This is a genomic window from Billgrantia tianxiuensis (assembly GCF_009834345.1).
GTDB lineage: Bacteria > Pseudomonadota > Gammaproteobacteria > Pseudomonadales > Halomonadaceae > Halomonas > Halomonas tianxiuensis.
This window is the reverse complement of the sequence record NZ_CP035042.1, coordinates 1,881,802-1,907,109: the sequence shown is the minus strand read 5'-3', so window position 1 is coordinate 1,907,109 and position 25,308 is coordinate 1,881,802. Positions and strand designations below refer to the sequence as shown.

Annotated in this window: 23 protein-coding genes and 1 pseudogene; 14 read left to right on the top strand and 10 right to left on the bottom strand. The window is 64.6% G+C overall.

All coding sequences use genetic code 11. The features are described from left to right. Positions 1 to 9 precede the first annotated feature (9 nt). The 6 genes from EKK97_RS25745 to EKK97_RS08840 form a co-directional block, all read right to left on the bottom strand. Complete coding sequence (locus EKK97_RS25745) at positions 10 to 192, bottom strand: TonB family protein (RefSeq protein ID WP_340162945.1); 183 nt, start codon at positions 190 to 192, stop codon at positions 10 to 12. After that, positions 174 to 770 (bottom strand): iron transporter, encoded by a 597-nt coding sequence (locus EKK97_RS08860; RefSeq protein ID WP_340162944.1) that lies wholly within the window; start codon positions 768 to 770, stop codon positions 174 to 176. Before EKK97_RS08860 ends, EKK97_RS25745 begins: the two co-directional genes overlap by 19 nt. Next, on the bottom strand, positions 767 to 1,174 hold the full coding sequence (locus EKK97_RS08855) for an ExbD/TolR family protein (RefSeq protein WP_159551211.1): 408 nt from the start codon (positions 1,172 to 1,174) through the stop codon (positions 767 to 769). The genes EKK97_RS08860 and EKK97_RS08855 overlap by 4 nt, the downstream gene beginning before the upstream one ends. Further along, positions 1,167 to 1,736, bottom strand: a complete 570-nt coding sequence (locus tag EKK97_RS08850; protein ID WP_159551209.1) for a MotA/TolQ/ExbB proton channel family protein — start codon at positions 1,734 to 1,736, stop codon at positions 1,167 to 1,169. Before EKK97_RS08850 ends, EKK97_RS08855 begins: the two co-directional genes overlap by 8 nt. Further along, positions 1,684 to 3,012 carry a MotA/TolQ/ExbB proton channel family protein gene (locus EKK97_RS08845; RefSeq protein WP_234286392.1) on the bottom strand — a complete coding sequence of 443 codons (1,329 nt, stop codon included), beginning with the start codon at positions 3,010 to 3,012 and terminating at the stop codon, positions 1,684 to 1,686. Before EKK97_RS08845 ends, EKK97_RS08850 begins: the two co-directional genes overlap by 53 nt. A 62-nt stretch (positions 3,013 to 3,074) precedes the next feature. Next, a complete protein-coding gene (locus EKK97_RS08840; protein WP_159551205.1) occupies positions 3,075 to 3,812 on the bottom strand; it encodes a DUF3450 domain-containing protein in 738 nt (245 codons plus the stop codon). 337 nt (positions 3,813 to 4,149) lie between these two features. Here EKK97_RS08840 and EKK97_RS08835 point away from each other — a divergent pair, with 337 nt between their 5' ends. The 3 genes from EKK97_RS08835 (at position 4,150) to EKK97_RS26090 (ending at position 7,289) form a co-directional block, all read left to right on the top strand. Beyond that, positions 4,150 to 5,085, top strand: coding sequence for a helix-turn-helix transcriptional regulator (locus tag EKK97_RS08835; RefSeq protein WP_159551203.1), 936 nt, complete (start codon positions 4,150 to 4,152; stop codon positions 5,083 to 5,085). A 102-nt stretch (positions 5,086 to 5,187) separates the two neighbouring features. Further along, on the top strand, positions 5,188 to 7,152 hold the full coding sequence (locus tag EKK97_RS08830; RefSeq protein ID WP_340162943.1) for a TonB-dependent siderophore receptor: 1,965 nt from the start codon (positions 5,188 to 5,190) through the stop codon (positions 7,150 to 7,152). Positions 7,153 to 7,163: 11 nt separating this feature from the next. After that, positions 7,164 to 7,289 carry a hypothetical protein gene (locus tag EKK97_RS26090; RefSeq protein WP_422673467.1) on the top strand — a complete coding sequence of 42 codons (126 nt, stop codon included), beginning with the start codon at positions 7,164 to 7,166 and terminating at the stop codon, positions 7,287 to 7,289. Between the two features lie 74 nt (positions 7,290 to 7,363). Here the strand turns inward: EKK97_RS26090 and EKK97_RS08825 are convergent, their stop codons facing one another. Then, entirely contained in the window at positions 7,364 to 9,454 is a 2,091-nt protein-coding gene (locus EKK97_RS08825) for a TonB-dependent siderophore receptor (protein WP_234286395.1), read from the bottom strand. A gap of 212 nt (positions 9,455 to 9,666) precedes the next feature. Between EKK97_RS08825 and EKK97_RS08820 the strand changes: the two genes are divergently transcribed. The 9 genes from EKK97_RS08820 (at position 9,667) to EKK97_RS08780 (ending at position 19,993) form a co-directional block, all read left to right on the top strand. Then, complete coding sequence (locus EKK97_RS08820; protein WP_159551201.1) at positions 9,667 to 10,545, top strand: ABC transporter substrate-binding protein; 879 nt, start codon at positions 9,667 to 9,669, stop codon at positions 10,543 to 10,545. A gap of 118 nt (positions 10,546 to 10,663) precedes the next feature. Further along, a complete protein-coding gene (locus EKK97_RS08815; RefSeq protein ID WP_159551199.1) occupies positions 10,664 to 12,775 on the top strand; it encodes a TonB-dependent receptor in 2,112 nt (703 codons plus the stop codon). A 164-nt stretch (positions 12,776 to 12,939) separates the two neighbouring features. Then, a complete protein-coding gene (locus tag EKK97_RS08810) occupies positions 12,940 to 13,620 on the top strand; it encodes an MFS transporter (protein ID WP_159551197.1) in 681 nt (226 codons plus the stop codon). Next, on the top strand, positions 13,620 to 13,823 hold the full coding sequence (locus tag EKK97_RS08805) for a hypothetical protein (RefSeq protein ID WP_159551195.1): 204 nt from the start codon (positions 13,620 to 13,622) through the stop codon (positions 13,821 to 13,823). The genes EKK97_RS08810 and EKK97_RS08805 overlap by 1 nt, the downstream gene beginning before the upstream one ends. Continuing rightward, entirely contained in the window at positions 13,802 to 14,134 is a 333-nt protein-coding gene (locus EKK97_RS08800; RefSeq protein WP_159551193.1) for a hypothetical protein, read from the top strand. The genes EKK97_RS08805 and EKK97_RS08800 overlap by 22 nt, the downstream gene beginning before the upstream one ends. 94 nt (positions 14,135 to 14,228) lie before the next feature. Beyond that, a complete protein-coding gene (locus tag EKK97_RS08795; RefSeq protein ID WP_159551191.1) occupies positions 14,229 to 15,980 on the top strand; it encodes an IucA/IucC family protein in 1,752 nt (583 codons plus the stop codon). Beyond that, positions 15,977 to 16,882, top strand: a complete 906-nt coding sequence (locus EKK97_RS08790) for a GNAT family N-acetyltransferase (protein WP_159551189.1) — start codon at positions 15,977 to 15,979, stop codon at positions 16,880 to 16,882. Before EKK97_RS08795 ends, EKK97_RS08790 begins: the two co-directional genes overlap by 4 nt. Continuing rightward, entirely contained in the window at positions 16,882 to 18,693 is a 1,812-nt protein-coding gene (locus EKK97_RS08785) for an IucA/IucC family protein (protein ID WP_159551187.1), read from the top strand. The genes EKK97_RS08790 and EKK97_RS08785 overlap by 1 nt, the downstream gene beginning before the upstream one ends. After that, positions 18,686 to 19,993: a lysine N(6)-hydroxylase/L-ornithine N(5)-oxygenase family protein gene (locus EKK97_RS08780; protein ID WP_159551185.1), complete on the top strand. Its 1,308-nt coding sequence runs from the start codon at positions 18,686 to 18,688 to the stop codon at positions 19,991 to 19,993. The genes EKK97_RS08785 and EKK97_RS08780 overlap by 8 nt, the downstream gene beginning before the upstream one ends. A gap of 87 nt (positions 19,994 to 20,080) precedes the next feature. Here the strand turns inward: EKK97_RS08780 and fhuB are convergent. Further along, a pseudogene (fhuB, locus tag EKK97_RS08775) lies at positions 20,081 to 22,071 on the bottom strand (Fe(3+)-hydroxamate ABC transporter permease FhuB). Between the two features lie 183 nt (positions 22,072 to 22,254). Here fhuB and EKK97_RS08770 point away from each other — a divergent pair. Both EKK97_RS08770 and EKK97_RS08765 read left to right on the top strand, forming a co-directional pair. Then, complete coding sequence (locus EKK97_RS08770; protein ID WP_159551183.1) at positions 22,255 to 22,659, top strand: hypothetical protein; 405 nt, start codon at positions 22,255 to 22,257, stop codon at positions 22,657 to 22,659. Between the two features lie 20 nt (positions 22,660 to 22,679). Then, positions 22,680 to 23,447 (top strand): ABC transporter ATP-binding protein, encoded by a 768-nt coding sequence (locus EKK97_RS08765; RefSeq protein WP_159551181.1) that lies wholly within the window; start codon positions 22,680 to 22,682, stop codon positions 23,445 to 23,447. A 129-nt stretch (positions 23,448 to 23,576) separates the two neighbouring features. On the opposite strand, the gene EKK97_RS08760 is transcribed toward EKK97_RS08765, so the two are convergent. Both EKK97_RS08760 and EKK97_RS08755 read right to left on the bottom strand, forming a co-directional pair. Beyond that, positions 23,577 to 24,188, bottom strand: a complete 612-nt coding sequence (locus tag EKK97_RS08760; protein WP_159551179.1) for a superoxide dismutase — start codon at positions 24,186 to 24,188, stop codon at positions 23,577 to 23,579. Positions 24,189 to 24,374: 186 nt separating this feature from the next. Continuing rightward, positions 24,375 to 25,301, bottom strand: a complete 927-nt coding sequence (locus EKK97_RS08755; protein WP_159551177.1) for an electron transfer flavoprotein subunit alpha/FixB family protein — start codon at positions 25,299 to 25,301, stop codon at positions 24,375 to 24,377. Positions 25,302 to 25,308 lie beyond the last annotated feature (7 nt).

The window sequence follows — 25,308 nt, the reverse complement described above, 5'->3', positions numbered from 1 at the left end:
CGCCATGGTTTACCTCAATTGGAATTCGAGGCGCTGCCGCGCACGCCGCACGCCGCTGGCCGGCTCGAACTGCCAGCGCGCCACGGCCTGCTCGGCGGCCGAATCGAAGACGTGGCGCGGCTGAGACTCGACCACACGGATGGATGAGCGATCGACGCTGCCGTCGGGACGAATCAGGAACTGCAGCTCCACGTGCCCTTCCAGGCCGCGCCGCTGTGCACGCGGGGGTACTCCGGCGGTACGCGATTGGTCGGGGCGATCTGGCCTACATCCACCGGCCCCTGCTCGGCGGGCGCAGGTTCAACGGGGGCGGACTCGGCAGGGGCCGCACTGGGTGCCGGCGACGGGCTCGGCTGGGATGACGGTGCTGGCTCGGGCGTCGGCTCGGGCTCTGGCCGAGGCTGCGGAGCGGGCTCCGGCGGAGGTTCCGGCCGGGCCTCGCTGAGCTCGGGCAAGCTGGTGTCGAGTTCGAGCGGTTCCACCGGTTCCGGCGGCAGCTCCGGTTCGGGCATGGCGATCGCGCTTTCCAGCGGTGGCAGCGGTTCCGGCTGAGGCGGTGGCGTCGCTTCGGCCTGGGGAGGCGGCGGTTCGGCGCTGGGTTCGACCACTTCCTCCTGCACCGGCTCTGGGGCCTCGACCATGCTCAGTGTCAGGCTCTCGTCGATGACGTCGAACTCCTCTTCCGGCGGCGCCACCAGCAGTGCCAGCAGCCAGAACAACAACAATGCGAGAGCCACCCCGCCCAATGCAGAGAACGGTATACGCGTCACGGCCTGCTCCGGCTGGCGGCCACGGCCACCTGCTCCACGCCGGCCTCGCGGATGCGATCCATCACTTCGATCAGCAGACCGGTGGTGGAGTCGCGGTCAGCCTGGATCACCACCGAGCCGTCATCACTCACCAGCGAGGCCACTTCGCCACCGACGCGATGCAGGTCCACCGCGCGGCCGTCGACCCATACCGCCCCCTCGGGAGTGATGGCAACCATCACCTGGGCATCGGGCCGCGGGGAAGCGGCGCTGGATTCGGGTCGCTCGATCTCCACCCCGCTCTCCTTGATGAAGCTGGTGGTGACGATGAAGAAGATCAGCATGATGAAGACGACGTCCAGCATCGGCGTCAGGTTGACTTCGCTGGCCTCGCCGTCATCGGCGCCAAGGCGGCGTCTACGCATCGGTATCCTCCACGGCACGGGCCAAGCGGTCGTGCAGCCGCTGGTCCTCGCGACGAATGATCTGCTCGAGGCGGCTGGTGAACAGCAGCCCCACCACCGCCACCGCCATGCCGGTCAGGGTCGGCAGGGTAGCCCGGGCCACGCCATCGGCCATGGCGCGGGCCTGGCTGGTATCGGTCATCGCCAGGCTGTCGAACACGGCGATCATGCCGGTCACCGTGCCCAGCAGCCCCAGCAGTGGGCACAGCGCCACCAGCAGCCTGAGCCACGGCAGCGGACGGCGCAGCCGTCCGATCAGCTCACGCGCCCAGGCTTCGCGCAGCGTGAGCGCGCTCCAGCTCAAGTGATCCTGGCGCGCCATCCAGCGAGCGATCAGGGCACGCCGCGCGCGGCGGTAGGTGATGCGGAAATACCACACCCGCTCCAGCGCCAGGCTGAACAGCAGCATGGCGACCAGCGCGATCACCACCAGGACCGAGCCGCCCGCCTCGACCAGGCGCTGCAGCGGCTCAAGCCAGAGCGGGATCACGGCGGGCACTCCCGGTGATGCTGTCGGGCCCATGCGGGCGCTGCTCGAGCTGCTCGGCCAGGGCGGCGCTGGCCTGTCCCTCCACCAGCCCCGCCAGGCGACGGCTGCGACCCGCCAGCGCCGTATGCGCGAACAGCAGCGGCACGGCGGTAATCAGGCCCAGCACGGTCGTCACCAGTGCCTGACTGATGCCGCCGGCCATCAGCTGCGGATCGCCGGTACCGAATACGGTGATCGCCTGGAAGGTCACGATCATTCCGGTGACGGTGCCCAGCAGCCCCAGCAGCGGCGCCACGGCGGCCAGCAGCTTGACCAGCGGCTGGCCGCGCTCGAGGCGCGGTAGCTCGGCCAGCACCGCTTCGTCGAGGCGGGCCTCCAGCGCTTCCGGCACCGGGTCGTCCCTCAGCGCCCCGAAGCGCAGCAGCACGCGGCCGAGCGGATTGTCCTCGCGCAATGTGGTGAGATCGCGCAACTGGCGACGCATGGCCAGACTGACGCGCAGCAGATAGGCATATTGCAGCAGGGCAACCAACAGGCCGATGGCCCCCAGCCCCACCACCACATAGCCGACCGCCCCACCTTGATGGAAGCGTTCGAGCAGGCTCGGTCGCTGTGCCAGGGCCGCCATGACCTGGCCGCGTGTCGGATCGAACGTCAGCGAGCGCGATTCGCCGGCATGGAAGGCCGCCAGGCTCGCGGCGACTTCACGCGGGGTACGCTCGACCACCGACAGGGCCCGGTCGTCGACGCCGCGACGCAGCAGGTGACCGTCGGTGAAGGCAGTGAAATCGCCGACGCGGATCACTTCGCGCGGCGCAATCTCGCCATCGGCCGCGGCCACCGGCGCCTCGAAGCGAACCACCCGCGCGGTATCCGCGGTCAGCGCTACCAGACTATCGGCGAAGGCTTCGAGATGCTCGAGTTCGAGCACTTCAGCATCGTCGAGTCGCGGCGGCAGCCCAGCACCCTGCACCATCAGCCAGCTGTCGGCCAGGCCATCGCGCAATTCGCCGCTGTGCTGGGCAAGCGAGGCCAGGATCGCCTCGAGGTCATCCCCCTGCTCCTGTTGGCGCGCCTCGAGCTCGGCCTGGCGCTCGTTCAACGCCTCGGCCTCGGCCCTAAGCTCGCTGTTGCGCGCCTCAGCCTGACCATGGGCGGCGCGGGCCTCCTCGAGAGCGGCTTCCAGGGCATCCCGGTCCTCGAGCAATTCGGCCAGACGCGCCCGGTCGCGAGCCTCGGCAGCCTCACGCTCGGCGCGCAGGGTGGTCAACGGCTCCGACTGTGCCTGGAGATTCGTCGAGATACACATGAGGCCTATTACTATCAACAGAAGGCCTGGCAGCAGAAGGCCTGGAGCAAAACGCGACAGTCTCATGCGCCGCCCTCCTCGGTGCGTTCGAGCGGCTGCGAAATGGGTAGCTCGAGCAGTTCGGGGGCGCGGCGATCGCGTGCGATGCGCAGGCCATTGCGCACATCGCGACGCTGGGCTTCGTCGAGCGGTGCCCAACTGCCGGTATCAGCCTGCCACACGCGCCCGGCGCGGCCGTCCGGGGTCAGATAATAGAAGCCCACTCGCCCAAGCCTCAGGTAGTCCACCTCGCGGCGCGAATCTCCCTCTCCGAGGTAGCCGCGCCAGGCATCGACTTCGCGTCCGTAATCCAGTTCGGTGCGCCACGCCGCGACGATCCGCTCCCAGCGTTCGGCACTGGTCAGTTCATCGGCCTGGGAGCGCAGGCTGGCAACCCGTGCCTGACGCTCCTCGCGTAGGAACGGCATATCGTCGTCGACCCACTGCTCGAGCCGCTCGATCAGGCGCTCCTGCAGTACCGGCAAGGCTTCACGGGTTTCCGCCAAGGTATCGAGTGCCGCCTCGCGACGATCCAGCATGGCGGCTTGGCGCTCGAGCCGCGGCGCCAGCTCGGCGTTCTCTCGCGCAAGGCGGCGCTCAGCACGCTCCAGCTCACGCAGTTCCTCGAGCATGGCTCGCGCCTCGTCGTCGGCGGCGTCGATACTGGCCTGCAGTTCGGCCTGGCTACGCTGAGCCTCTCTCGTCTCCTGCTGTAGCTCGGGGTCTGCGGAGGCCGAGGCGGCCAGACCCAGCCAGAGCATGGCCCCCAGAGGCATGGTTGGCGAAACGATCTCACGTGCGGACTCCTGGCAGAAACACTCAATGAACAGATGGTGCCGCCCATGCGGACAGGGCAAGACGATGCCATAAATGATAACCGTTATCAATGAAATCGGCGTACCGCCAACCTCTAGAGACAAATCATAATCACAATCCTTATCATTGAGATTGTAAGCACAAACGTTATACTGCCCTCATCGCCCACATCAAGATTGGCACTGTCGCTCCCATGCCATTGCATACTCATGCCGCTATCGCTGCCTCGGCTTGCCATGGCAACCGCCCGGCTATTCTCTGCACCACATGCGGAGCGATGGCATGACGTTGTCCACCGCCGTCTGCCAGCATACCTCCCGCGACCTGCGGACCTACGGGGAACGCTACGGTATCGACTACCGCTTTCCCACGCAGCCACCAGCAGCGGCTGGGCAGGCCGTACTTCGCGGACACATCCTCGAGCTTGCCCCGGCGGCCGGCATGCAGTTGATCGCTTCGGACATCGAGGTGCTGCAGCGCTACGACTCTTGCTCGCACCGCCCTGCCCCGCTGTCGATCATCGTCATGCTGGAGGGGCGCGCGCAGATCGGTCTGGGCGAGAAACGCCTTGCATTCACCTCCGGCATGGCGCTGAGTGTGCGGCTGGACGAGCACCAGGGTCTGCAGGCCATGCAGCTTCCCGGCCAGCGCATACGCGCCCTAACCCTGGCTCTGGACGCACCGCGCCTGGCCGCTACGCTGGGCGGCAAACCGTCACGGCCAGGCTCGAGCCTACATGCCTGGACGTTGCCCTCCGGCTTGCAGCAGTTGATCGACCAGGCCCTGAATTCCCCTCTGGACGGTATGGCATCGCGTCTGCAATGGGAAGGGCTGGCGCTTCAGCTGTTGGCTCATGGCCTGCCAACAGAGCTGGACGTATCCTCCGCCCGGCTTTCTCCCGGGGAGTGGCAGCGCCTGGAGCGTGTCCGCGAACAGTTGCAAAGCTGCCCGGCACGCTCGCATAGCCTGTCAGCGCTGGCCGAACAGGCCGCCATGAGCCCCGCCACCCTGCGCCGCAAGTTCCAGGCGGCATATGGCTGCTCCGTCTTCGATTTTCTGCGCGAACGGCGTCTCGAACTCGCCCGCGAACTATTGCTGCAAGGCCACGGTATCGAGCGCGCCGCCCAGTGCGCCGGCTATCGGCATGCCAACAATTTCACCACAGCCTTCCGCCAGCGCTACGGTTATCCGCCAAGTTCTCTGCGCGGTGCAGGCTGAGCGCCGCGCAGAGAAAACTGAGCGCACGGCAGAGGACGGCGACATCCAGGACAAGGAATAATTCTCATTACCGATGAGATAACATTCCGCAGAGGAACCACCATGCCGACACCCCGCCCACTGGCACTGAGCATCTCTCTCGTGTCTGCCCTCGTTGCCATCCAGACCCAGGCACAACAGTCCGCCGAGACACCGGCCGAGACCCTGGAGGCGCTGACCATTACCGGGCAGGCCGCGACCAAGACCGAGACGCCGTTCGTCGAAACGCCACAGTCGACTTCCACCATCGAGCGCGAAGAGTGGGAAAGCCGCGGCGCCCAAACCGTGCAGCGCGCCCTGGACTACACTCCAGGCGTCTTCACCAACCAGATCGGCGCCTCCAACCGCTTCGACTACCTGGTGCTGCGCGGCTTCTCCGACGGCAGCCTCAGCAATACCTTCCTCGATGGCCTAAAGCTGATGGGGGATACCAACTCGCATAGCTCGATGACCATCGATCCATGGTTTCTCGACAGCATCGAGGTGGTGCGCGGGCCGGCATCGGTACTCTATGGCCAGGCTTCGCCGGGCGGCGTCGTCGCCCTCACCAGCAAGCGCCCACAGTTCCAGCAAGGCGGCGAACTACGCCTCTCCGCGGGCAACAACGCCCAGCGCAGTGTCGCCTTCGACCTGACGGGACCACTGGGCGAGCAGCAGCGCGTCGCCTACCGACTCGTCGGCCTGGCCAGGGCCGCCGACACCCAGTTCGGCCCAGTGGAAGAGGAGCGCTATGCCATCTCCCCCTCCCTGACCTGGGACCTCAACGACGCTACCAGCCTGACGCTCAAGGCCTACCTGCAGCAGGATCCCGAGGGAGGCTATCATGCCGGCCTGCCCTATGAGGGCACCGCGGTGGATCGCGGCAGCCGACGCATATCCAATAGTTTCTTCGAGGGCGAAGACGAGTACGACAAGTACCAGCGCACCCAGCGACTGCTGGGCTACGAACTCGAGCACCGCTTCAACGAGGCCTGGACAGGGCGTCAGCGGCTGAATTACCTCAACGCAGACGTGACGCTCAATCAGGTCTATGCCTACGGCTGGGCTCCCGGCAGCGACAGCGAGCTGATCCGCTACTATTCGGGTTCCGACGAGTCCCTGGAAGCCTGGACCCTCGACAACCAGCTCGAAGCCAGCCTGTCCACCGGCTTCATCGACCATACCGTGCTGGTTGGCGCCGACTATCAACGGCGCGACAATCGCGTCGAGTGGCCCTCCGGCATGTTCCCCAACATCGATGCCTTCGACCCGCAATACGGCGCCGGACCGACCGCCATGTTCGCTCCCCTGCGTGAGGACCACGAACTCCGCCAGACCGGCATCTACCTGCAGGACCAGATGGCCTTGGGCAACTGGCGGCTGACGCTGGGCGGACGCTACGACTGGGTCGATATCGCCAACACCAACCGGGACAGCGGCGACACCAGCGAACTCGACGACACCCAGCTCAGCGGCCGCGCCGGCCTGCTCTACCTGTTCGACAACGGCGTCGCTCCCTACGTCAGCTACTCTACCGCCTTCACGCCGACCAGCTTCGTTGATGCCGAGGGCGACTTGCTCCCCCCGATGGAGGGCAGGCAGATCGAGACCGGCCTGAAGTATCAGCCGGCGGGAACCCGGGATCGCTACAGCGCGGCGCTGTTCCAGATCAACCAGGAGAACGTGGCGACCAAGGAACAGCCTACCGACCCCTATCGCGCCGTGGGCGAGATCGAATCCAAGGGGCTCGAGCTCGAGGCGTACACCCACCTGACCGACAGCCTGAGACTGCAGGCGGCGTATAGCTATACCGACATCACCTACAAGCGCAGTGACGACGGCAACCAGGGCAACCGCGCCATCTATGCACCACGTCACCAGGCCAGCCTGTGGGGCATTATGCCTTTCAGAACGGTGCGCTGGCCGGGCTCGATGCGGGACTGGGGATACGCTACTACGCCGACATCCAGGCCGACCGGGCCAACACCGCCGAGGTGCCGGCGTATACCCTGGTCGACGCCACCCTGGGCTACGACCTCGGCCGGCTAGGCCTCGACGGCATGAGCGCGCGCCTCAACGTCACCAATCTCACCGACGAAGAGTACGTCGCTTCGTGCAACTCCCTCGAGTTCTGCTACTTCGGCGCTGAACGCGGTGTGCTCGGCACGCTGAGTTACGCTTTTTGACGTCTTGACGAAGCCTAAGCCAAACGCAGACACCCGGCCCAGCGGCCGGGTGTCTTGCTTAACACCCTGACGAATTACCAGCGATAGCTGAGGCTGCCGATCACGCTGCGCGATTCGCCGTAGAAGCACCAGTAGTCGCAGCCGCTGACGTACTCTTCGTTGGTGAGGTTGTTGACGTTGAGCTGAGCGGTCCAGCTCTCATCGAGGTCGTAGCTCACCTTGGCATCATAAAGCGTGTAGGACGGAACTTCGGTGTCGCTGTATTGCGGCAGGTCGACGCTGTCGCTCACGTAGCGCACCCCACCGCCGACGCTCAGACCTGCCAGCAGTCCCGAATCGAAGCCATAGTCGAGCCAGAGCGAAGCCTGGTGGCGTGGAATCAAGCCTGCACGCAAGTTGGTCGCCTGAGGACTGATATCGACGCGTGTATCGGTATACGTGTAGGCAGCGACAAGCTGCAGTTGATCGGTCAGATAGCCGACACCCTCGAGTTCGAAGCCACGGGAATGGCGCCTTCCACCCTGCCTATTACTGGCCTCCCCGCTGGTGTAGAGGGTGTTGCTCTCCTTGAGGTCGAACACAGCGGCATTGACGTAGCCGTCGAGCCAGTGCGGCGCGTACTTCACACCCAGCTCCCACTGCTCACCCTCACTGGGCACGTAGGCATTGCCATCCGGATCGCTGCCGACCAGAGGACTGAAGGATTCGCTATAGCTCAGGTAGGGTGACAGGCCATGGTCACCCAGATACATGACACCGCCCGTAAAGGAGAGCTGGGAGTCACTGAAATCCTGATCGGCACGGCCTTCTTCACGATTGGTCACGTCGACGCTATCGCGGCGCAGCCCGGCCAGAAGGATCCAGCGATCCTGCAATGTCAGCTGGTTCTGCACGTAGAGGCCGAGTTGCTCCTTGCCCTCCTCGTGCCGAGTGTGAATTCTCGCGGGGGTAAAGTTGCCGTGTCGAGGGTCAAAGATATCGATCGGGTCGAAAGCAAAGTTGTCGCCATTGCCGTATTCCACATCGAATTTCTGATAGTCGAGCCCCACCAGTAGCGTATTTTCGGTGCTCTCGGTGTACCAGTTGCCCACCATCCGGTTGTCGACGGTGAAGGCATCGTAGCTACCGTCCCGATAGGTCAGACCACGCGCCGCCTGCCTGTCGTCCAGCATCCAGAACAGGTAGGCCCCTCGCAACAGCATGTCGAACTCGCTGTAGCGCAGGTTCTGCTGGAAACGCCAGGTATCGCTGACTCCGTGCTCGAGTTCGTACCCCAGCGATAGCTGGGTCACCTCACGACGATCGTAGCCTGGCTCGCCCAGATTGGTGCCTCGCGGGACGCGACCGAACGGGGTGTTTTCTAGCGTCCCATAAGGCAGATAGAAGCCGTTGGTGGGCGTACCATGGTCGCGCATGTAGCTGCCGAGAAGTGTGATCGATGTCCTGTCGCTCAGGTCGACCTCGAGACTGGGCGCGAGGTAGACCCGCTGGTTGTCGGTTCCGTCGATGTCGCCGCCCCCCTCTCGGAACAGCCCGACCATGCGGTAGCGCACGTCGTCGCGCTCGCCCACCGGCCCCGAACTGTCGATGCCCAGCTGGCGATGCCCCTTGTTGCCCCCCTGCAGCGACAACAGGCCACGAGCCTGCTCGGTGGGTCGCTTGCTGATGGCATTGATCACCCCGCCCGGGGGTGCCTCACCATAGAGAATGGAGGCCGGCCCCTTGAGCACCTCGATTCGCTCCAAGCCGAAGGGCTCGGTCTGCCACCAGAAATAGCCCCCTTCACGAAAGAGGCGCAGGCCATCCTGGTAGGTGGAGTTCTCGCCACTGAAGCCACGCAGGAAGAACCAGTCGGCCTTGGTGTCGCGACCGTAGTGGCCAGCCAACACGCCGCTGCGATAGCGCAAGGCTTCGTCGTACTTCGTGACGGCACGGGTCTCTAGCTCCTCCTCCGTCACCAGCGAAACGGACCGTGGCGTTTCCAACGCCGGCGTCTCGGTCTTCAGCGCCGTGCCCACCACCACCAGTGTCTCTGCCTCGAGAGTTTCCTCGGCAAGCGCCTGCGGTGTTGCTCCGAACAGCGCGCCCCCTAGCGTAAGGCCAAGGGCAAGGCGTATCGCCCGAGCCAGTGCGTTCGGCTGAGAAGGAGGATGGGCATGAGACATGGTAAGTGACCTCTGGGCTATAGAGAGTGAGAGCAAGCAGTGATGCGCGCACACCATTCGATAACAATCAGTATCGAATGATAATTTGCATCATACGGTATGCTTATCATTTGATAAATAAAATGCAAACCATTATCGTTACGTGATCAAAAAGTAAATTCCATCGTCGCCTCCAGGCGACTCGATAGCCTCAAAGGAAGCCAATTCTCTTCATGGCCACATTGCTCTTCTCATTCCGGCTCCTGACCCGGGCTCTTGGTTGGCTATGGCTGATTGCCACGCCGGCCTTGGCCAGTGATACAGCCGGTCTGGCGACGCTCGACTGGACCCTGGCCGAGACACTGGTCGCCCTGGGCGACCCGCCCGATGCGGTCGCCCAAGTCAGTGATTACCACAGCTGGGTCGGTGAGCCGAGACTGCCGAGCCGCGTGACCGATATCGGCCTGCGTACGCAGCCCAACGTCGAATTACTGGCTCGCATGGCTCCGGAGCACATCCTGCTCACGCCCATGTTCGCGCATTTGACACCTCGGCTGAGCCGCATTGGCACCGTAAACAGCATGGCGCTCTACACGCCGGGAGAAGCCACTTGGGAGCAGATACTTGGCCTGACCCGGGAGCTGGGCGAACTGAATGGAGACTGGGAGTCGGCCGAAGCGCTGATCTCTTCCACCGAAGCGCGCATGGCGGAGCTTGCAGCTCAACTGCCGGAAACAGTGCCGCCACTGCTGATCGTCCAGTTCATGGACGAACGGCACGTACGCGTCTTCGGCGAAAACGGTCTGTTCCAGGCCGTGCTGGATCGGCTGGGCCTCGAGAACGCCTGGCCTGGGTCGACCAATGCCTGGGGATTTGCCCTGGTGGGCATAGAAACGCTGCTCGAACTGGATGCCCGCCTCGTGGTAGTGGAGCCCTATCCGACCGGCGTCGAGGCCAAACTGGCCGAAAGCGCCCTCTGGCAACATCACCCCAGCGTGCGCGACGGCAGCCTGATCACCCTGCCACCGACATGGAGTTTCGGTGCGTTCCCCTCGGCGCAACGCTTCGCCGAACTTCTCGTTCCCGCACTGCTGCAGTCGCGCTCCCGATAGCGGCAATAGACCTATTAGCATACGCATGAATACGAACAATTATCATTGATATTATTTTTTGTAATGCTATCCTCGCCTCTTGCAAGCATCATCGAAGACTTCCAGGCAAGGGACCCCAATGAAGAAACCAATATCCCTCGGCTTCGCCGTAATCGTCGGCTCGGCATCGACGCTCGGTCACGCTCAGGAACATCAGGAAACCATGGTGGTGGTGGGATCGCGCACCCCCACCCAGATCAGCCAGATACCTGGCGCAGTGTGGGTAATAGAAAAGGAGGAGCTACAGCAACAGATCGAAGCCGGTGCTGATCTCAAGACGGCTCTGGGTAGGCTCGTGCCCAGCCTGGACATGGCCCCCCAAGGGCGCACCAACTATGGCCAGAACCTGCGTGGCCGCACCGTCCAGGTATTGATCGACGGCGTGTCGATGAACAGTTCCCGAGGTCTGTCCCGCCAGTTCGATTCCATCGATCCCTTCAACATCGAACGCGTCGAGGTGCTCTCGGGAGCCAGCAGCCTTTATGGCGGCGGCGCCACCGGCGGCATCATCAACATCATCACCCGCAAGGGCAGGGCCGGCGGACCGGACTGGCGTACCGAGGCCGGCATCACCACAGGTTTCAATGACGGCGACGACCTCGACAAGCGTATCTCCCAATCGATCAGCGGTGGCAACGAGCGAGTGCAGGCCTATCTTGGAACCGCCTTTCAGGATAATGGTCGCCAGTTCGACGGTCGCGGTAACGAGATCTTTCCCGATCTCGCTCAGACCGACTTGCAAGACAACCGCAGCATCGACGTGCTCGGCAACCTGAGCTTCAATTTGGACGACAATCAGACCCTGGAACTCGGCGCCCAACTCTACCGCTCACGCTTTGAAGGTAATAGAGGGGTCTACTTTCCCAATCTGGATGCCGGCACACCGAATCTGAACGACGCCGAAATCCGCGGTGGCTATCGCTCGGATCGCGACCCGGCCACCGATCGTCGGATGCTCAACCTGCAGTACCACCATGGTGACCTGCTGGGGCAGAACTTCTATCTGCAGGCCTTTCACCGCGAGGAGGAGGCCAGCTTCCAGGCCTTCCCCTACCCCACACCCAACTGGCAGACACCCGAGGCCTATGACTTCGCTGCCTCCAAGCAGAACACCCGACTCAGCGGCCTCAAGGCGCTGTTCGACGCCCGCTTGACTGACCGCATCGGCCTCACCTACGGCCTGGATTTCGACCGTGAAAGCTTCGATGCCAGCCAGATGAGCTTCGACCGGGCCGTCACCGACGCCACTGGCGGGCTGGTACAGGAACAGGCCAGCATCGCACCGCGCTATCCCGGTTACCGGGTCGACAGCCTCGCCGCCTTCGCCCAGGCGGACTGGCAGGTGACAGAGGCCCTCAAGCTATCGGCCGGTGTCAGGCGACAGCACTCCGACGTCGAAGTCGACGACTTCAATGGCATTCCCGGTGGCGAAAACGACTATGAGGCCACCCTACTCAACGCCAGCGCACTCTATGACTTCGGCAACGGCCATCAGAACTGGCTGCGCTACAGTCAAGGATTCGAGCTTCCCGATCCTGCCAAATATTACGGCCGACCAGGGATCAGCGTCGGCGAGAACCCGCTCTCCGCCATCGAGACCGACCAGGTCGAACTCGGCTGGCGCTACCTGGGCGGCGATTGGGTGGCCCAGGCAGCAGCCTACTATGCCTGGTCCGACAAAGCCCTGGAGGTCAACAGCGGTGACCTGAGTGTCGACGTGATCGACGACAGGAAGCGCGACTACGGCCTAGAGGGCGCCTTGACCCACTACTTCTCAGGCGGCGTCGAAGCCGGCGGCACTCTCCACCTGGTGCGCTCCGAGCAAGAGAGTGACCAAGGCAGGTGGGAAAAACGTGATGCCCGCTACGCCTCGCTCTCCTCGGCTACCGCCTTCGTTGGCTGGCGAGACCATGTCCGTTCGGCGCGGTTGCAGGCCAACCATACCTTCGACCTCAAGGATGATGCCGAGCGCAGGATCGATGGCAATACCACCCTGGACCTGGCGCTAAGCCAGCAGACCGACTTCGGCAAGTTCAGCCTTGGCGTGCAAAACCTGCTGGACGAGAGCTACTCCACGGTCTGGGGCCAGCGTGCGGCAATGTTCTACTCACCCTTCTATGGTCCGGAGTATCTCTATGACTACCAAGGACGGGGGCGTACCTACAGCCTGACTTGGTCGATGGACTACTGATTCTCCTTCATCGCGATGCTACTCGTTCGTCTTATGCCCACCCCTGCGGTGGGCTTTTTTACATCTGGCAGCAATCCGCCTTTCACAAGCCGATACATTTTCCGGCTTGACGTCAATCACTCATTTAATAACAATTCTCAATTGTATTTACCAAGGAGCCGGTCATGCGCCTTCCTCCCCTGTGGCGAATCAGTGCCTGCGCGGCATTAGTCGGCCTTGGCCAGAACGGCCTGCTGGTTGCGCTGCCGGTGCTGGTGGAGCGCTTCGGCCTATCACTGTCGCAGTGGGCCGGACTGATCCTGCTGGGGTCGATGCTGTTCCTCCTTGGCAGCCCCTTCTGGGGGCGGGTGGCCGACCGCCACGGTGCCCGAGGTGTGGTGATCCAGGCCCTGCTGGGCTACGTGACAAGCTTCGCCCTGATCGGGGCGGCCCTGTGGGCAGCAACTCAGGGCTGGCTGAGCGAAGGTGCTCTGCTGGCCGTGGTTGCCCTGGCCCGGGTGCTGTACGGCCTGACGGTCTCGGGCATGGTGCCGGCCTGCCAGCAGTGGTCGCTGGCACTGCATGGCGGAGAGGAGCGGGTCAAGGCGCTGGCCGCCATCAGCGCCGGGCTCAGCAGCGGTCGCCTGCTGGGGCCGCTGGTCGCTGCCGCCAGCTTGAGCCTCTCCGCCCATGCGCCCTTCGTGGTGATGCTGCTGTGCGGCGCGCTGGCCCTACTAATGCTTCAGGGGATACCGACCCCCGCGTCCCGTCTGCCGCCGACCAAACCGCTCAACTGCCACGCGGCACCCTCGACCTGCTGCCCTGCCTGGCCATCGCCCTGCTGCTGGCAATTTCGGTCTCGCTGATGCAACTGGGCCTGCCCGGGGCTCTCCAGGGCCGGCTCGACATCGATGCCACCCAGGCCGGTCACCTGATGGGCATCCTGCTGTCGCTTGGCGCGTTGAGTGCCCTGGCCGCCCAGTTGGGAATCACTCGTCGCCATCGGCTGTCCGGTTATACCCTGCTGGTCCTGGGGCACTGGGGCTGGTGGCCGGCTACGGACTGCTGACGATAGCCGTCGGTCCGGCCGGCTTTGGCCTGGGCATCATGATCGCAAGCGTCGGCGCCGCCCTGGCCGTGCCCGGATATACCGACGCCGCCACGCGTCAGCGGCCCCCGGGCGCCAGCGCCGGCCTGCTGGCCATGGCCCATACCCTGGGCTACGGTGTCGCGACGCTGACGGTCAGCCTGGTCACCGCTTCTCGGTTACTGTCACTGTCGCTCGCTGCCGCCTGTGTCCTTATGCTGCTCGTTCCCATGACTCGAAGTCGCTTCCAGACCACTCGGGCAGTCTCGCGGATCGCCACCACCCACGACTGATTGGCCCACGTGACGGGTCGGGAGGAACCATAATTACCTTAAAAATTTAAACATTCTCATTAGCTTTATTATTCTCAACAAGGAGGTTGCCGTCATGGCGATAACTACCGATGCTCTCCCCTTGCCGGAGGTCGACCCGGCCGCGAGCTGCTTCTTCAATGCCCTGCTGAGGGAAACCCGGGGCTGGCAGCTCGACACCACTTCCCAAGGAGAAGTGGTCTACCTGCCCGTCACCGACGGCGAACTGCAGCTGCGTCTACGCCACCGCAGTGCCAGCGGTGAATGCCGCTTCCAGTGGCCCATCCTGTGGCGCAAGGAGGGCGCGCCTCCCCGAACGACCGACTTCGCCACGGCCCTGGGGCACATCCTGGCGACACCTGCCTTGGTGGGCACACTCGACCCTACTACCCGTCAGGCCTTCCGCGAGCGGGTGCTGGAGAGCCAGGCCAATACCCGAGCCAGCCTCGACGACCGGGACGATCTCGCCCACCTGCAACGCGGCCCACTGACCTTCGCCGAGGCGGAGCAGGGCCTTCTGGCTGGCCACGCCTTCCATCCAGCTCCCAAGTCCCGCGCACCGTTCAGCGAAGCCGAGGCACGCGCCTACTGCCCCGAGCACCGTGCCCGCTTCGGCCTCGCCTGGTGGGCAGTAGCCCCGCAGCTCGCAGCGGGCGACTCCAGCCGCGACTCCAGCGCCACCGATCTCGCCCTCGACCTGCTGCCTGCAGACCTCGCCGCACGTCTGCCGGCCGGCTTCACCGCCCTGCCCATGCATCCTTGGCAGGCACGCCAGTTGCAGCGCCAGCCATGGATCCAGGCGCAGGAGAGGTACGGAGGGCTGCAGTGGCTGGGCAGCAGTGTCGCGGAGTGGCAGCCAACCTCGTCGCACCGCTCACTCTACGCGCCCCAAGCGCCCTGGATGGTCAAGGGTTCGCTGTCGGCACGCCTGACCAACTCGTTGCGCCTGCTCAGCGTCAAGGAGGTCCGACGCGGCCTGAACTTGGATCGCTGGATGCGTGGGCTCGACGTGGCCCGGCGCTTTCCCGGCTTCGCCGTGATGCAAGAGCCTGCCTGGCTAGGCTGGCGCGATGCCAACGGCGACATCGATCCCGCCAGTCTGGTGGTGCTACGTGAAAACCTGCTGCTCGGGGCGGCTGATGCCGAGGCAGTGGTACTAGCCACCCTGACGCAGCAGCCGCTCGGCCCTGGCCACCAGACCCTGCTCGCGTCTCGCCTGCGCGCCAAGGCCCAGGCACTGGGCGAGCCGCTGCCCCGGGTAACGCGCAGCTGGTTCACTGCCTTCTGCGAATGCGTGCTGACGCCCCTGTTCGGCCTGGCCGTAGAGGACGGCATCGTGCTGCTGGCCCATCAGCAGAACATCGTACTGCGGCTCGACGATGGCTGGCCGGTGGGCATGTTCTACCGCGACTGCCAAGGCAGCGGCGTAGGCGACCGCTTCCTGGAACGGCATCCGCAACTCGAACTTCCGCCGGAAAACCATTGGCCGCAGGCCACCCAGCGCCGCTATTTCCTCTATTACCTGCTGGTCAACTCCACCTTTGCCGTTACCAGCGCCCTGGCGGCCGATGGCTTGATCGACGAAGCCACCCTGCTGCGCGACCTACGCTCCCATCTCGTTGGATTGCGCGAACGGCTCGACGGCGACCTCGACTGCCTGGTTCACGCCCTGCATGCCGATCGGCTGGAGGCCAAAGGCAATTTCTTCTGCTACCTGAGCGGCATCAACGAGGCCACTCTCGCCGATCCGGCACGCCTCTACCTGCCGCTGGAAAATCCTCTGACGGCCGCTACCACCACCAACCACCACCAAGGAGTCCCGGCATGAGCATCACCCTGGCCACACGTCCGCGTGCCGATATCGCCCTAGTCCCGCTGCAAGACGAAGCGGCCCGCCTGGATCGCGACGATACGACGGGCTCACTGATCGAGTGCATCGATGCTGTCTTTGCCCATCATCCCGATCTGGCCTTACTGGTCTTGGAGCCGTCCGACTGGATGGATCATGCCGACTGGCCCCGGTTGAGCGAGGCGCTCGGCGGCGGCCGCATCCTGCGCAGCGACTTCTACCAGCAGCCGTGGCACTGGCTGCAGCACCCACCCAGCCGACCGGAACAGTCTCCCTTCGAGGTCGGGAGCGGCCATCCCAGGCGCCCCGCCAAGCCGAACGGTCTCGTCTATCGGCGCGCCGATCCACGCCTAGAGCGCACCTTCTCGCTGCGCCTGATCGAGCCCGAACGCGACCTCGAACGCTTCGTGCGCTGGATGCACCTGCCGCGGGTCGCGGAGTTCTGGGAGCAAGCCTGGCCCGCCGACGAGCTCGCCGACTTCGTAGCGCAGCGCCTCGCCGATCCGCACACTCTGCCGCTGATCGGCGAGTTCGACGGCCTCCCCTTCGGCTATTTTGAACTCTATTGGGCTGCCGAGGACCGGCTCGCTCCCTATTATCCCTGGGCCTCTTTCGATCGCGGCCTGCACCTGCTGGTGGGCGAAGAGGATGTCCGCGGTGCCCGCTTCGTCGATGCTTGGCTGGGCGGGCTGTCCCACTACGCCTACCTCGCCGAGCCGCGCACCCGCCGCCTGGTGCTGGAGCCGCGCCACGACAATCACCGCCTGTTCCGCCATCTCGAGCGATTGGGCCTGTCGCGGCTACGTGACTTCGACTTTCCTCACAAGCGCGCCAGCCTGGTAATGGGGCAGCGCGAACGCTTCTTCCGGGAGGTGCTGTGATGGAGCCGCTCGACACCTGTCTGGCGCCGCACTGGGAAGCGGCCAATCGAGAGTTGATCGCCAAGATGATCGGTGAGCTGGCTTATGAACAGGTCATCGTCCTGACAAACGACGGCGACGGCCAGCGGCTCGACCTGGGCGAGAGTGGGGCCTGGCGCTTCCAGGCCAGCTCCAACCTCTGGCGGCAACCCCGGGTTGACCCCGCGAGCCTGGTGCCGCCCGCCGGCGCCTCCCTCGAGGCCGCCGACTTCCTCCTCGCCCTGGCACCGGAGCTCGGCATGAGCGACGCCCAGGTCGCCGAACATTTGGAAGATCTGTTTGCCACTCTGCGCGCCGACTGCCGGCTGCGCGAGGCTCGCCGCGGTTTGAGTGCCGACGTGGCCATTCTGCTGCCCGAGCCGCAACGTCAGCGCCTGCTCGACGGCCATCCCAAGTTCCTGTTCAACAAGGGCCGTCGCGGCTGGGGACTGGAGGCCCTGGCACGCTTCGCCCCGGAGCACGGCAACACCTTCCGTCTCGGCTGGGTGGCCATCGACGTCAATGCCCTGGCCTGTGGTGGCGGCCCCGTCGACGCCGCTCCCCTGCTCGACTCGGCGCTGGACGAGGACGAGAAGACCCGCCTGCACCGGGCGCTGGCCGAGCGGGTAACGGACCCCGGCGCCTATCGGCTGCTGCCGGTTCACCCCTGGCAGTGGCAGCAATGGCTCGGCCCCCTTCACGCCGCCGACATCGCTCATCGTCGCCTGGTCTATCTCGGCGAATTCGGCGATGCCTACGTGCCCCAGCAATCACTGCGCACCCTGACCAACGTCAGCCGACCGTCGGCCTACGACATCAAGCTGCCGCTGACCATCATGAATACCTCCTGCTACCGCGGCATTCCCGGGCGCTTCCTGCTCGCCGGCCCCGCCGCCTCGGCCTGGCTGAAGGCCCGGGCGCGCGATGACGACGAGTTCGCCCGCGTGCACCTGGAGGTCCTCGCCGAGCCCGCGGGGGCCGTGCTGCCCCATGCCCAATATTCCCGCTTGCCGCAGTCGCCCTACCGCTACCGCGAGCTGTTCGGGGTGATCTGGCGCGAAGCCCTGGCACCGCGCCTGGCGGCCAACGAGCAGGCCTTGCTGATGGCCGAGCTGATGCAGGTCGACGAGGACGGGCGGCCCTGGCTCGCCGCCTACCTCACGGCCGCCGGCGCCCACGACACCCAAACGGCGCAGGCCTGGCTCACACGAATGTTCGAGGTCACCCTGGTGCCGCTCTGGCACCTGATGTGCCGCTACGGCGTGTCACTGATCGCCCACGGTCAGAACCTCACCCTGATCCTGCGCGACGGTTGGCCCCATCGCCTGGCCCTCAAGGACTTCCAGGGCGACCTGCGGTTGGCCGATGAGGACTTCCCGGAGGCTCACGACCTGCCCGTCGAGCTCAAGGACGTCACGGTGCGCTTACCGCCGGATAAGCTGATCCATGATCTGCAGACCGGCCACTTCGTCACCACCCTGCGCTTCATCGCCCCCCTCGCCGGCATCTGCGGGGTCTCGGAAGCGTGCTTCTATCGACTCTGTGGTGACGTGCTCACGGCTTATCGGGGGCGGCATCCCGAGCTGGCCGAGCGCTTTGACCGCTTCGAGCTGTTCGCCCCACGCATCCTGCGCCTGACGCTCAACCGCGCCAAGTTCCTGCATGCCACTGACGCGGCTGCGGACCGCATGCTCGCGGAGATGGAGCTGCGTGTCGACAACCCGCTGCACTTCGTCCGTCAGCCGGCCGATGCGGCCGGCATCGCCAAGACACAGGAGGTGTCCAATGTCTGACTCCAACGTTCTCGACCTGGCCGGCCTGGGCGCCGGGCCCTTCAACCTGAGCATCGCCGCGCTGGCCGACTCGCACCTGACACGACTCGCCACACGTTTTTTCGAGCGCCGCCACGACCCGGTCTGGCACCCAGGGCTGATGCTCCCCGATACCCATCTGCAGACCGGCTTCCTCAAGGATCTGGTCACCGCCGTGGCGCCGGATAGCCGCCACTCCTTCCTCAGCTATCTGGTCGAGCACCGCCGCTTCTACCGCTTCCTCAACGCCGAGCTAGGTACCGTCAGCCGTGCCGAGTTTTCCGACTACCTCGGCTGGGCCGCCCGGCGCCTGGAAAACGTCGCCCTCGGCGAAGCGGTGCGGGAGGTCCGGCTCGACGCCCGCGGCTTCCGGATACGCACCGACGCCGGCGACTACCGCGCCCGCCACCTTAGCCTGGGCACCGGCAAACGTCCCTGGCTACCGGATTTCGCCGAGGCGTTGCGTGGCTCCCATTGCCTGCACGCCGCCGAGATCGCCAGGACCCAACGTGACTTCAGCGGGCGCCGGGTGGTGGTGGTCGGCGGCGGTCAGAGCGGCGCCGACATCTTTCTCAATGCCCTGCGCGGGCACTGGGGCCAGCCACGGGAGCTGCATTGGATCTCGCGACGGCGCAATTTCGAACCCCTCGACGAGACCGCCTTCACCAACGAGTACTTCACGCCCGACTATACCCGCGGCTTCCACGGTCTGCCCCGCGAGGTTCGCGCGCGTGAAGTGGCGGCCCAGAAGCTGGCCAGCGACGGCATCACCCCTGCCGCCCTGCAATCGCTCTACCGCGAGCTCTACCACCGTTTCGACGTGCTCGGCGAGCCCCGCTGGGCGCGACTCTTTCCACACCGCGAGGCCGTCGCCCTGAGCCGAAGCGGCCTAGGCTTCGTCCTGACCACCCAGCATGGGCTTACCGGCGATCGAGAACACTTCAATGCTGACGTGGTGGTCTTTGCCACCGGCTTCTGTTCGCATCTGCCGGACTGCTTGGCCGAGCTGACCCCGCGACTCGAGCGAGATGCTCATGGCGAGCTGGTGCTGGGCCCCCACTTCGAGGCGAGCTGGGACGGTCCCACGGCGCATCGCATCTATGCGGTCAATGCAGGCCGTCACAGTCACGGCATAGCGGAGCCGCAGCTGTCGCTAATGGCCTGGCGTTCGGCGACCATCCTCAACCATATCGCCGGCCACCAGGCCTTCGATCTGAGCGAGAATGAAGGTCCTATCGAGTGGCAGCCCATAACTGAACAGCGCTGGGTCCAGGCAATTTGACCTTGACTCGCTGGGAGGCGCTCATTATTCAATGTTTCAGCCCGCTCGTTCATCGACGAGCGGGCCATGACATCAACGATGGCCTCATTACAAACGCCTAAGCCCCCACATGAAGTAGGCACCGCCGATCAGGGAAGCGACCAGGCCGGCAGGGATTTCATAGGGAAAAATGGCCTGGCGCCCTACCCAATCGGCCAGCACCATCAGCAACATTCCCACCAGTGCCGCTCCCAGCAGATGGTGGCGCGCCCGCGACAGGCCGATCAGCCTGGCCAGGTGGGGCGCCAGCAACCCAACGAAGGAGAGCGGCCCGACCATCAAAGTGGCGCAAGCCGTCAGCAGGGCCACTAGCAGCAGCAGCACCAGGCGGGCGCGACTCAATGAAATGCCCAGCGCAAGCGCGGTCGGCGCTCCCAGCGGCAAGATGTCCAGCCAGCGCGCAAGCGGCTGGACCAAGAGTGCCAGTGTCGCGGCCACGAGGCCCATCGCCAGGGCACTGGTGAGGTCGACGTAGTAGGTGGAACCGGCCAGCCAGGCCATGATCTGCTGGCCGCGCGGATCGCCGCCGGCCAGCAATACGCTGCGCACCGCATCGAACAGGGCACCAATCGCCACCCCGCACAGCAATAGACGCTCAGGCACGAAGCCGCTGCGGCGATTGAGCGCCACCAGGACCAATAGCGAGGCGAGTGCCCCCAAGGTCCCCACTACGACCAGCGTTCCACTACTGGGGGCAGGCATGAGGAAGATCCCCAGCATCAGCGCGATGGCACAGCCACCGCTGACTCCCAGCACCTCGGGGCTTGCCATGGGGTTGCCGGAAAGACGCTGCAGCAACGTGCCCGCAATGGCCAGCATCAATCCACTGGCTGCCGCCGCCACGACCCGGGGCACGCGCCACTGCATCACACTCCAGTCGTGGGGTGCCAACCAGTACCAACCATCGGCGCCCTGCCCCAGCAGCAGACCGAGTCCTACTGCCAGCAAGAGTGCAATGAGCAGAACTATCGTCGGCCGCGCCGGCGCAGCATGTCGATTCGCCAGCACGGCGGCTGGCTGGGGCGCCCGGTTGGCCTGCAGCTTCAAGCGTGGGATCAGCCACATCAATAGAGGTGCCCCAAGGCCCCGGTCACGGCCCCTGTGGGTACCAGCGTCGGCAGCATCCCGGTGAAGTGCTGCAACAGCAGATCGGTCGTAGCCAGCAGCACTGCTCCCAGCAACGTTCCCCACAGCAGACGCTGGCCGAGGCGACGTGCTCCGGCCAGCCGCACGATATTGGGAGCCGCCAGCCCGATGAAGCCGATGATGCCCACCACGCTCACTACGCTGCCGGTCAGAAAGACGGCCAGCCCCAAGCCGGCAAGGCGCAACGCCTTGAGCGATACGCCGAGGCTCTTGGCACTGGCATCATCCAGCTCCAGCACCGCCAACGGGCGCAGCAGGCATAAGGCTGCCACGGCACCGATGGCGAGCTGCGGCCACAGCGTGGCTGCTCCGTTCCAGCCATTCTGAGCCAGCGATCCAGCCCCCCAGATCAACAGTCCCGACAGCAACTCGTGATTGAACAGCAACAACGCCGTCGCCAGCGCTCCCAGGTAGAGGTTGACCACCAGACCTGCCAATACCACCACCACGGGCGCCAGCCCCCGGCGCCAAGCGAGCAGGAACACCAGGGCCATCGCCAGCCCACCGCCAGCCAAGGCCACCCATTCACGCCCCAGCGCCAGCAGTCCCGGCGCCAGCAGAGTGGCTGCCATCAGCGCCAGGTTGGCACCAGCGGCCACACCCAGCGTCGTGGGCGATGCCAGCGGATTGCGTAGTACCTGCTGCATCAGCACACCGGCCATGGCCAGGCCGGCACCGGCCAACAGCGATACGGCGAGTCGCGGCCACCAAGCGTAGTGCAGCAGCAGCTCGCGAGACTCCTGTGGCGTAGGGGCGACCAATGCCTTCAACCCCAGTTCAATGCCACCCTGTTCCAGCAGCCCGTACCCGAGCAGCAATACCAAGGGCAGGCTCAGCAACAAGCAGGTAAGGAACGGCGAAAGCCCACTCTTCACCTGCTCGAATGTCCGCATTCCCCCTGGCATGCCTTGGCTCCTGATCGTCTTCGCGAGTTGCAGCGGCATCCTAGCTGAAAACGATTATCAATAGAACCGTGTTACAACCTATTCTCATTTGCCTGCGGAGTGAGTTTGACAGGAGCAACTCTCACATCCAAAATGCAAATCAATCTCATTAGTGCGATGAGGGCGATCCTGATGCCATCGCAACGCTCCCAGCTCTACTACACCTGTGTCTTCCTGCATGTCTCTTTTCAGGCAATACGGAATGCGGTGACACGCTCCCCTGCCGGCGACGAGACTCCCTGCTGGCTGGATGCGCATACGCTCAAATTGCTTTGTCGCGAACTGCAGCGCTGCCGCTGGGAAGCGTCGCCCTTCAAGCACATCGAAGCATCGCTTGATACCGCCATTTACCACTGCGGCCTGCTCATGGCCCAGTGTCCCGGCGCGCTCAATCGACGGCTTTGCCAGCATCATCTCGAGGCGATCATGGCACCTCTGCAGGAGGCCATGCTGCAGCTGTCGGGAAAGCGTGGCCAAGCCTCGGCCAGCCGCATCACCTCACCTCGCCAGCGACTGCTCAGTTGGCTGGGCTGGTAGGAACTCACAAGGGAACCCGCATGTTCGAAGTCAAAGACACGACTTTCGAGGTCAACGGCAAGCGCCTGCTCGAGCCCGTCGAATATCGCTTCGAGGAAGGCAAGGTCTATGGCCTGATCGGGCATAACGGGTCGGGCAAATCGACATTGATCAAACTGCTCGCTCAACAGCAACCGGCGAGCCAGGGGGAGATCCGCCTCGACGGCCGTCCGCTGAGTGCATGGGGCCAGCGCGAATTCGCCCGCCGGGTCGCTTATCTGCCCCAGCACCTTCCCAGTGCCGAGAACCTGACCGGTCGCGAGCTGATCGGCTTCGGTCGCTATCCTTGGCACGGCCTGCTGGGGCGCCATACCGCCGAGGACAAGGCCGCCATACGACGCGCCATCGAACTCAGCCACACCGAAGCCTTCGCCGATCGCCTGGTGGATACCCTGTCGGGCGGCGAAAGACAGCGCGTATGGCTTGCCATGCTACTGGCCCAGCAGAGCCGCTTTCTACTACTCGACGAACCCTTGGCCGCACTGGACATCGCGCACCAAGTGGAGGTGCTGGCCCTGATCCGCAAACTGTGCAACGACTTGCGGCTCGGCGTGATCATCGTGCTGCACGATATCAACATGGCCTCGCGCTACTGCGACGAACTGCTCGCGCTCCACGGTGGCCGGATCCTGGCCCATGGGGCTCCCGACACGATGATGACCGAAGCCACACTGGAAGCCATCTACGGTCTGCCCATGCGTGTCATGCCGCACCCCAGCGGCGAGCACCGCATCGCCGTTGCCCACTGAGCCTCCTCGCACCCCTCCCCTGCGGATCGCCCACGCCGAAATGCGCCGCGCCGACGCAGCGGCCTGACAAACGAAATCGCCGCAGCCTGTTGGCTGCGGCGATGAATGGGCAAAGGCCTCGCGATGACGTCAAGAAACCGCTTGCTGATAGCGGCGCTCCACATCCTCCCAGTTGACCACGTTGAAGAAGGCCGCAACGTAGTCGGGGCGCTTGTTCTGGTACTTCAGGTAGTAGGCGTGCTCCCATACGTCCAGGCCCAGCACCGGGGTGTTGCCATGCATATGCGGGCTATCCTGGTTGAGAGTGTTTTCCACTACCAGCTTCTTCTCGGGAGTGACGCTGAGCCAGGCCCAGCCGCTGCCGAAGCGACCCAGAGCGGCCTTGGTAAAGGCTTCCTTGAAGGCATCGAAACCGCCCAGTTCGCTGTCGATGGCCTGGGCCACCCTGCCTTGGGGCTGGCCGCCACCATTGGGAGCCATCATCTGCCAGAATTTGGCGTGGTTGGAGTGACCGCCGCCGTTGTTGATGACCTCCTGCCGCTTCTCTTGCGGAACGCGATCGATACTGGCCATCAGTTCATCCACTGGAACGTCTTCCAGACCGGTACCCTCCAGCGCGGCGTTGAGCTTGTCGACATAGGTCTTGTGGTGACGCGAATGATGGATCTCCATGGTCATTGCATCGATATGGGGCTCGAGCGCATCGTAAGCATAAGGAAGCTCGGGCAATGTATGCGGCATGTTCGCTCCTCCATGAAAACAACGGATAAAGGGGAAACAATCCCCATGACTGCATCCAGCAAGCATGGCAAAGAGTGGCGATTCACGCTAATAGCGATTGCGCAGGCTTGATATAGCCAAGGTTGATGAACTGCCTAAAAGAACGAAGCCGGCCATAGGGCCGGCTTCGTCACGCATGGGTGCGCTTTACAGCTTGCTTTCCAGCTCCGGCAGCACCTCGAACAGGTCGCCGACCAGGCCGTAATCCGCCACTTGGAAGATCGGTGCCTCTTCGTCCTTGTTGATCGCCACGATCACCTTGGAGTCCTTCATGCCGGCCAGGTGCTGGATGGCTCCCGAGATGCCCACGGCGATGTAGAGCTCCGGCGCGACGATCTTGCCGGTCTGGCCCACCTGCATGTCGTTGGGCACGAAGCCGGCGTCCACCGCCGCCCGCGAGGCGCCAATGGCGGCCCCCAGCTTGTCGGCGATACCTTCGAGCAGCTTGAAGTTCTCGCCGCTGCCCATGCCGCGCCCGCCGGAGATGACCACCCGCGCACCGCCCAGCTCGGGGCGATCGCTCTGGGCCAGTTCCTGCTTGATGAAGGTGGACTGGGTGTTCTCGGCCACGACCTCGACGCTCTCGACGCTGGCGCTACCGCCGGCTGACACCGCATCGAACGCCGTGGTGCGCACGGTGATCACCTTGAGGCTGTCGGCACTCTTGACCGTGGCGATGGCGTTGCCGGCGTAGATCGGGCGCTTGAAGGTGTCGGCATCGACCACTTCAACGATCTCGGAGAGTTGGCTGACGTCCTTCAATGCGGCGACGCGCGGCAGCACGTTCTTGCCGGTGGTGGAGGCAGCAGCGAGGAGATGGGAATAGTCACCGGCCAGCTCGGCCAGCAGCGCACCCAGGGGCTCGGCCAGCTGGTGGGCGTAGGCGGCGTTGTCGGCCACCCGCACCTTGCTCACACCGTCGAGCTTGGCAGCGGCCTCGGCCACGGCGCCGACGTTCTCGCCGGCCACCAGCACATCGATGTCGCCGCCAATAGCCTGGGCCGCAGCGACCACGTGGGCGGTGGCGCCGGCAAGCTGGCCGTCGTGATGTTCGGCAAGTACCAGAATGCTCATGAAATCA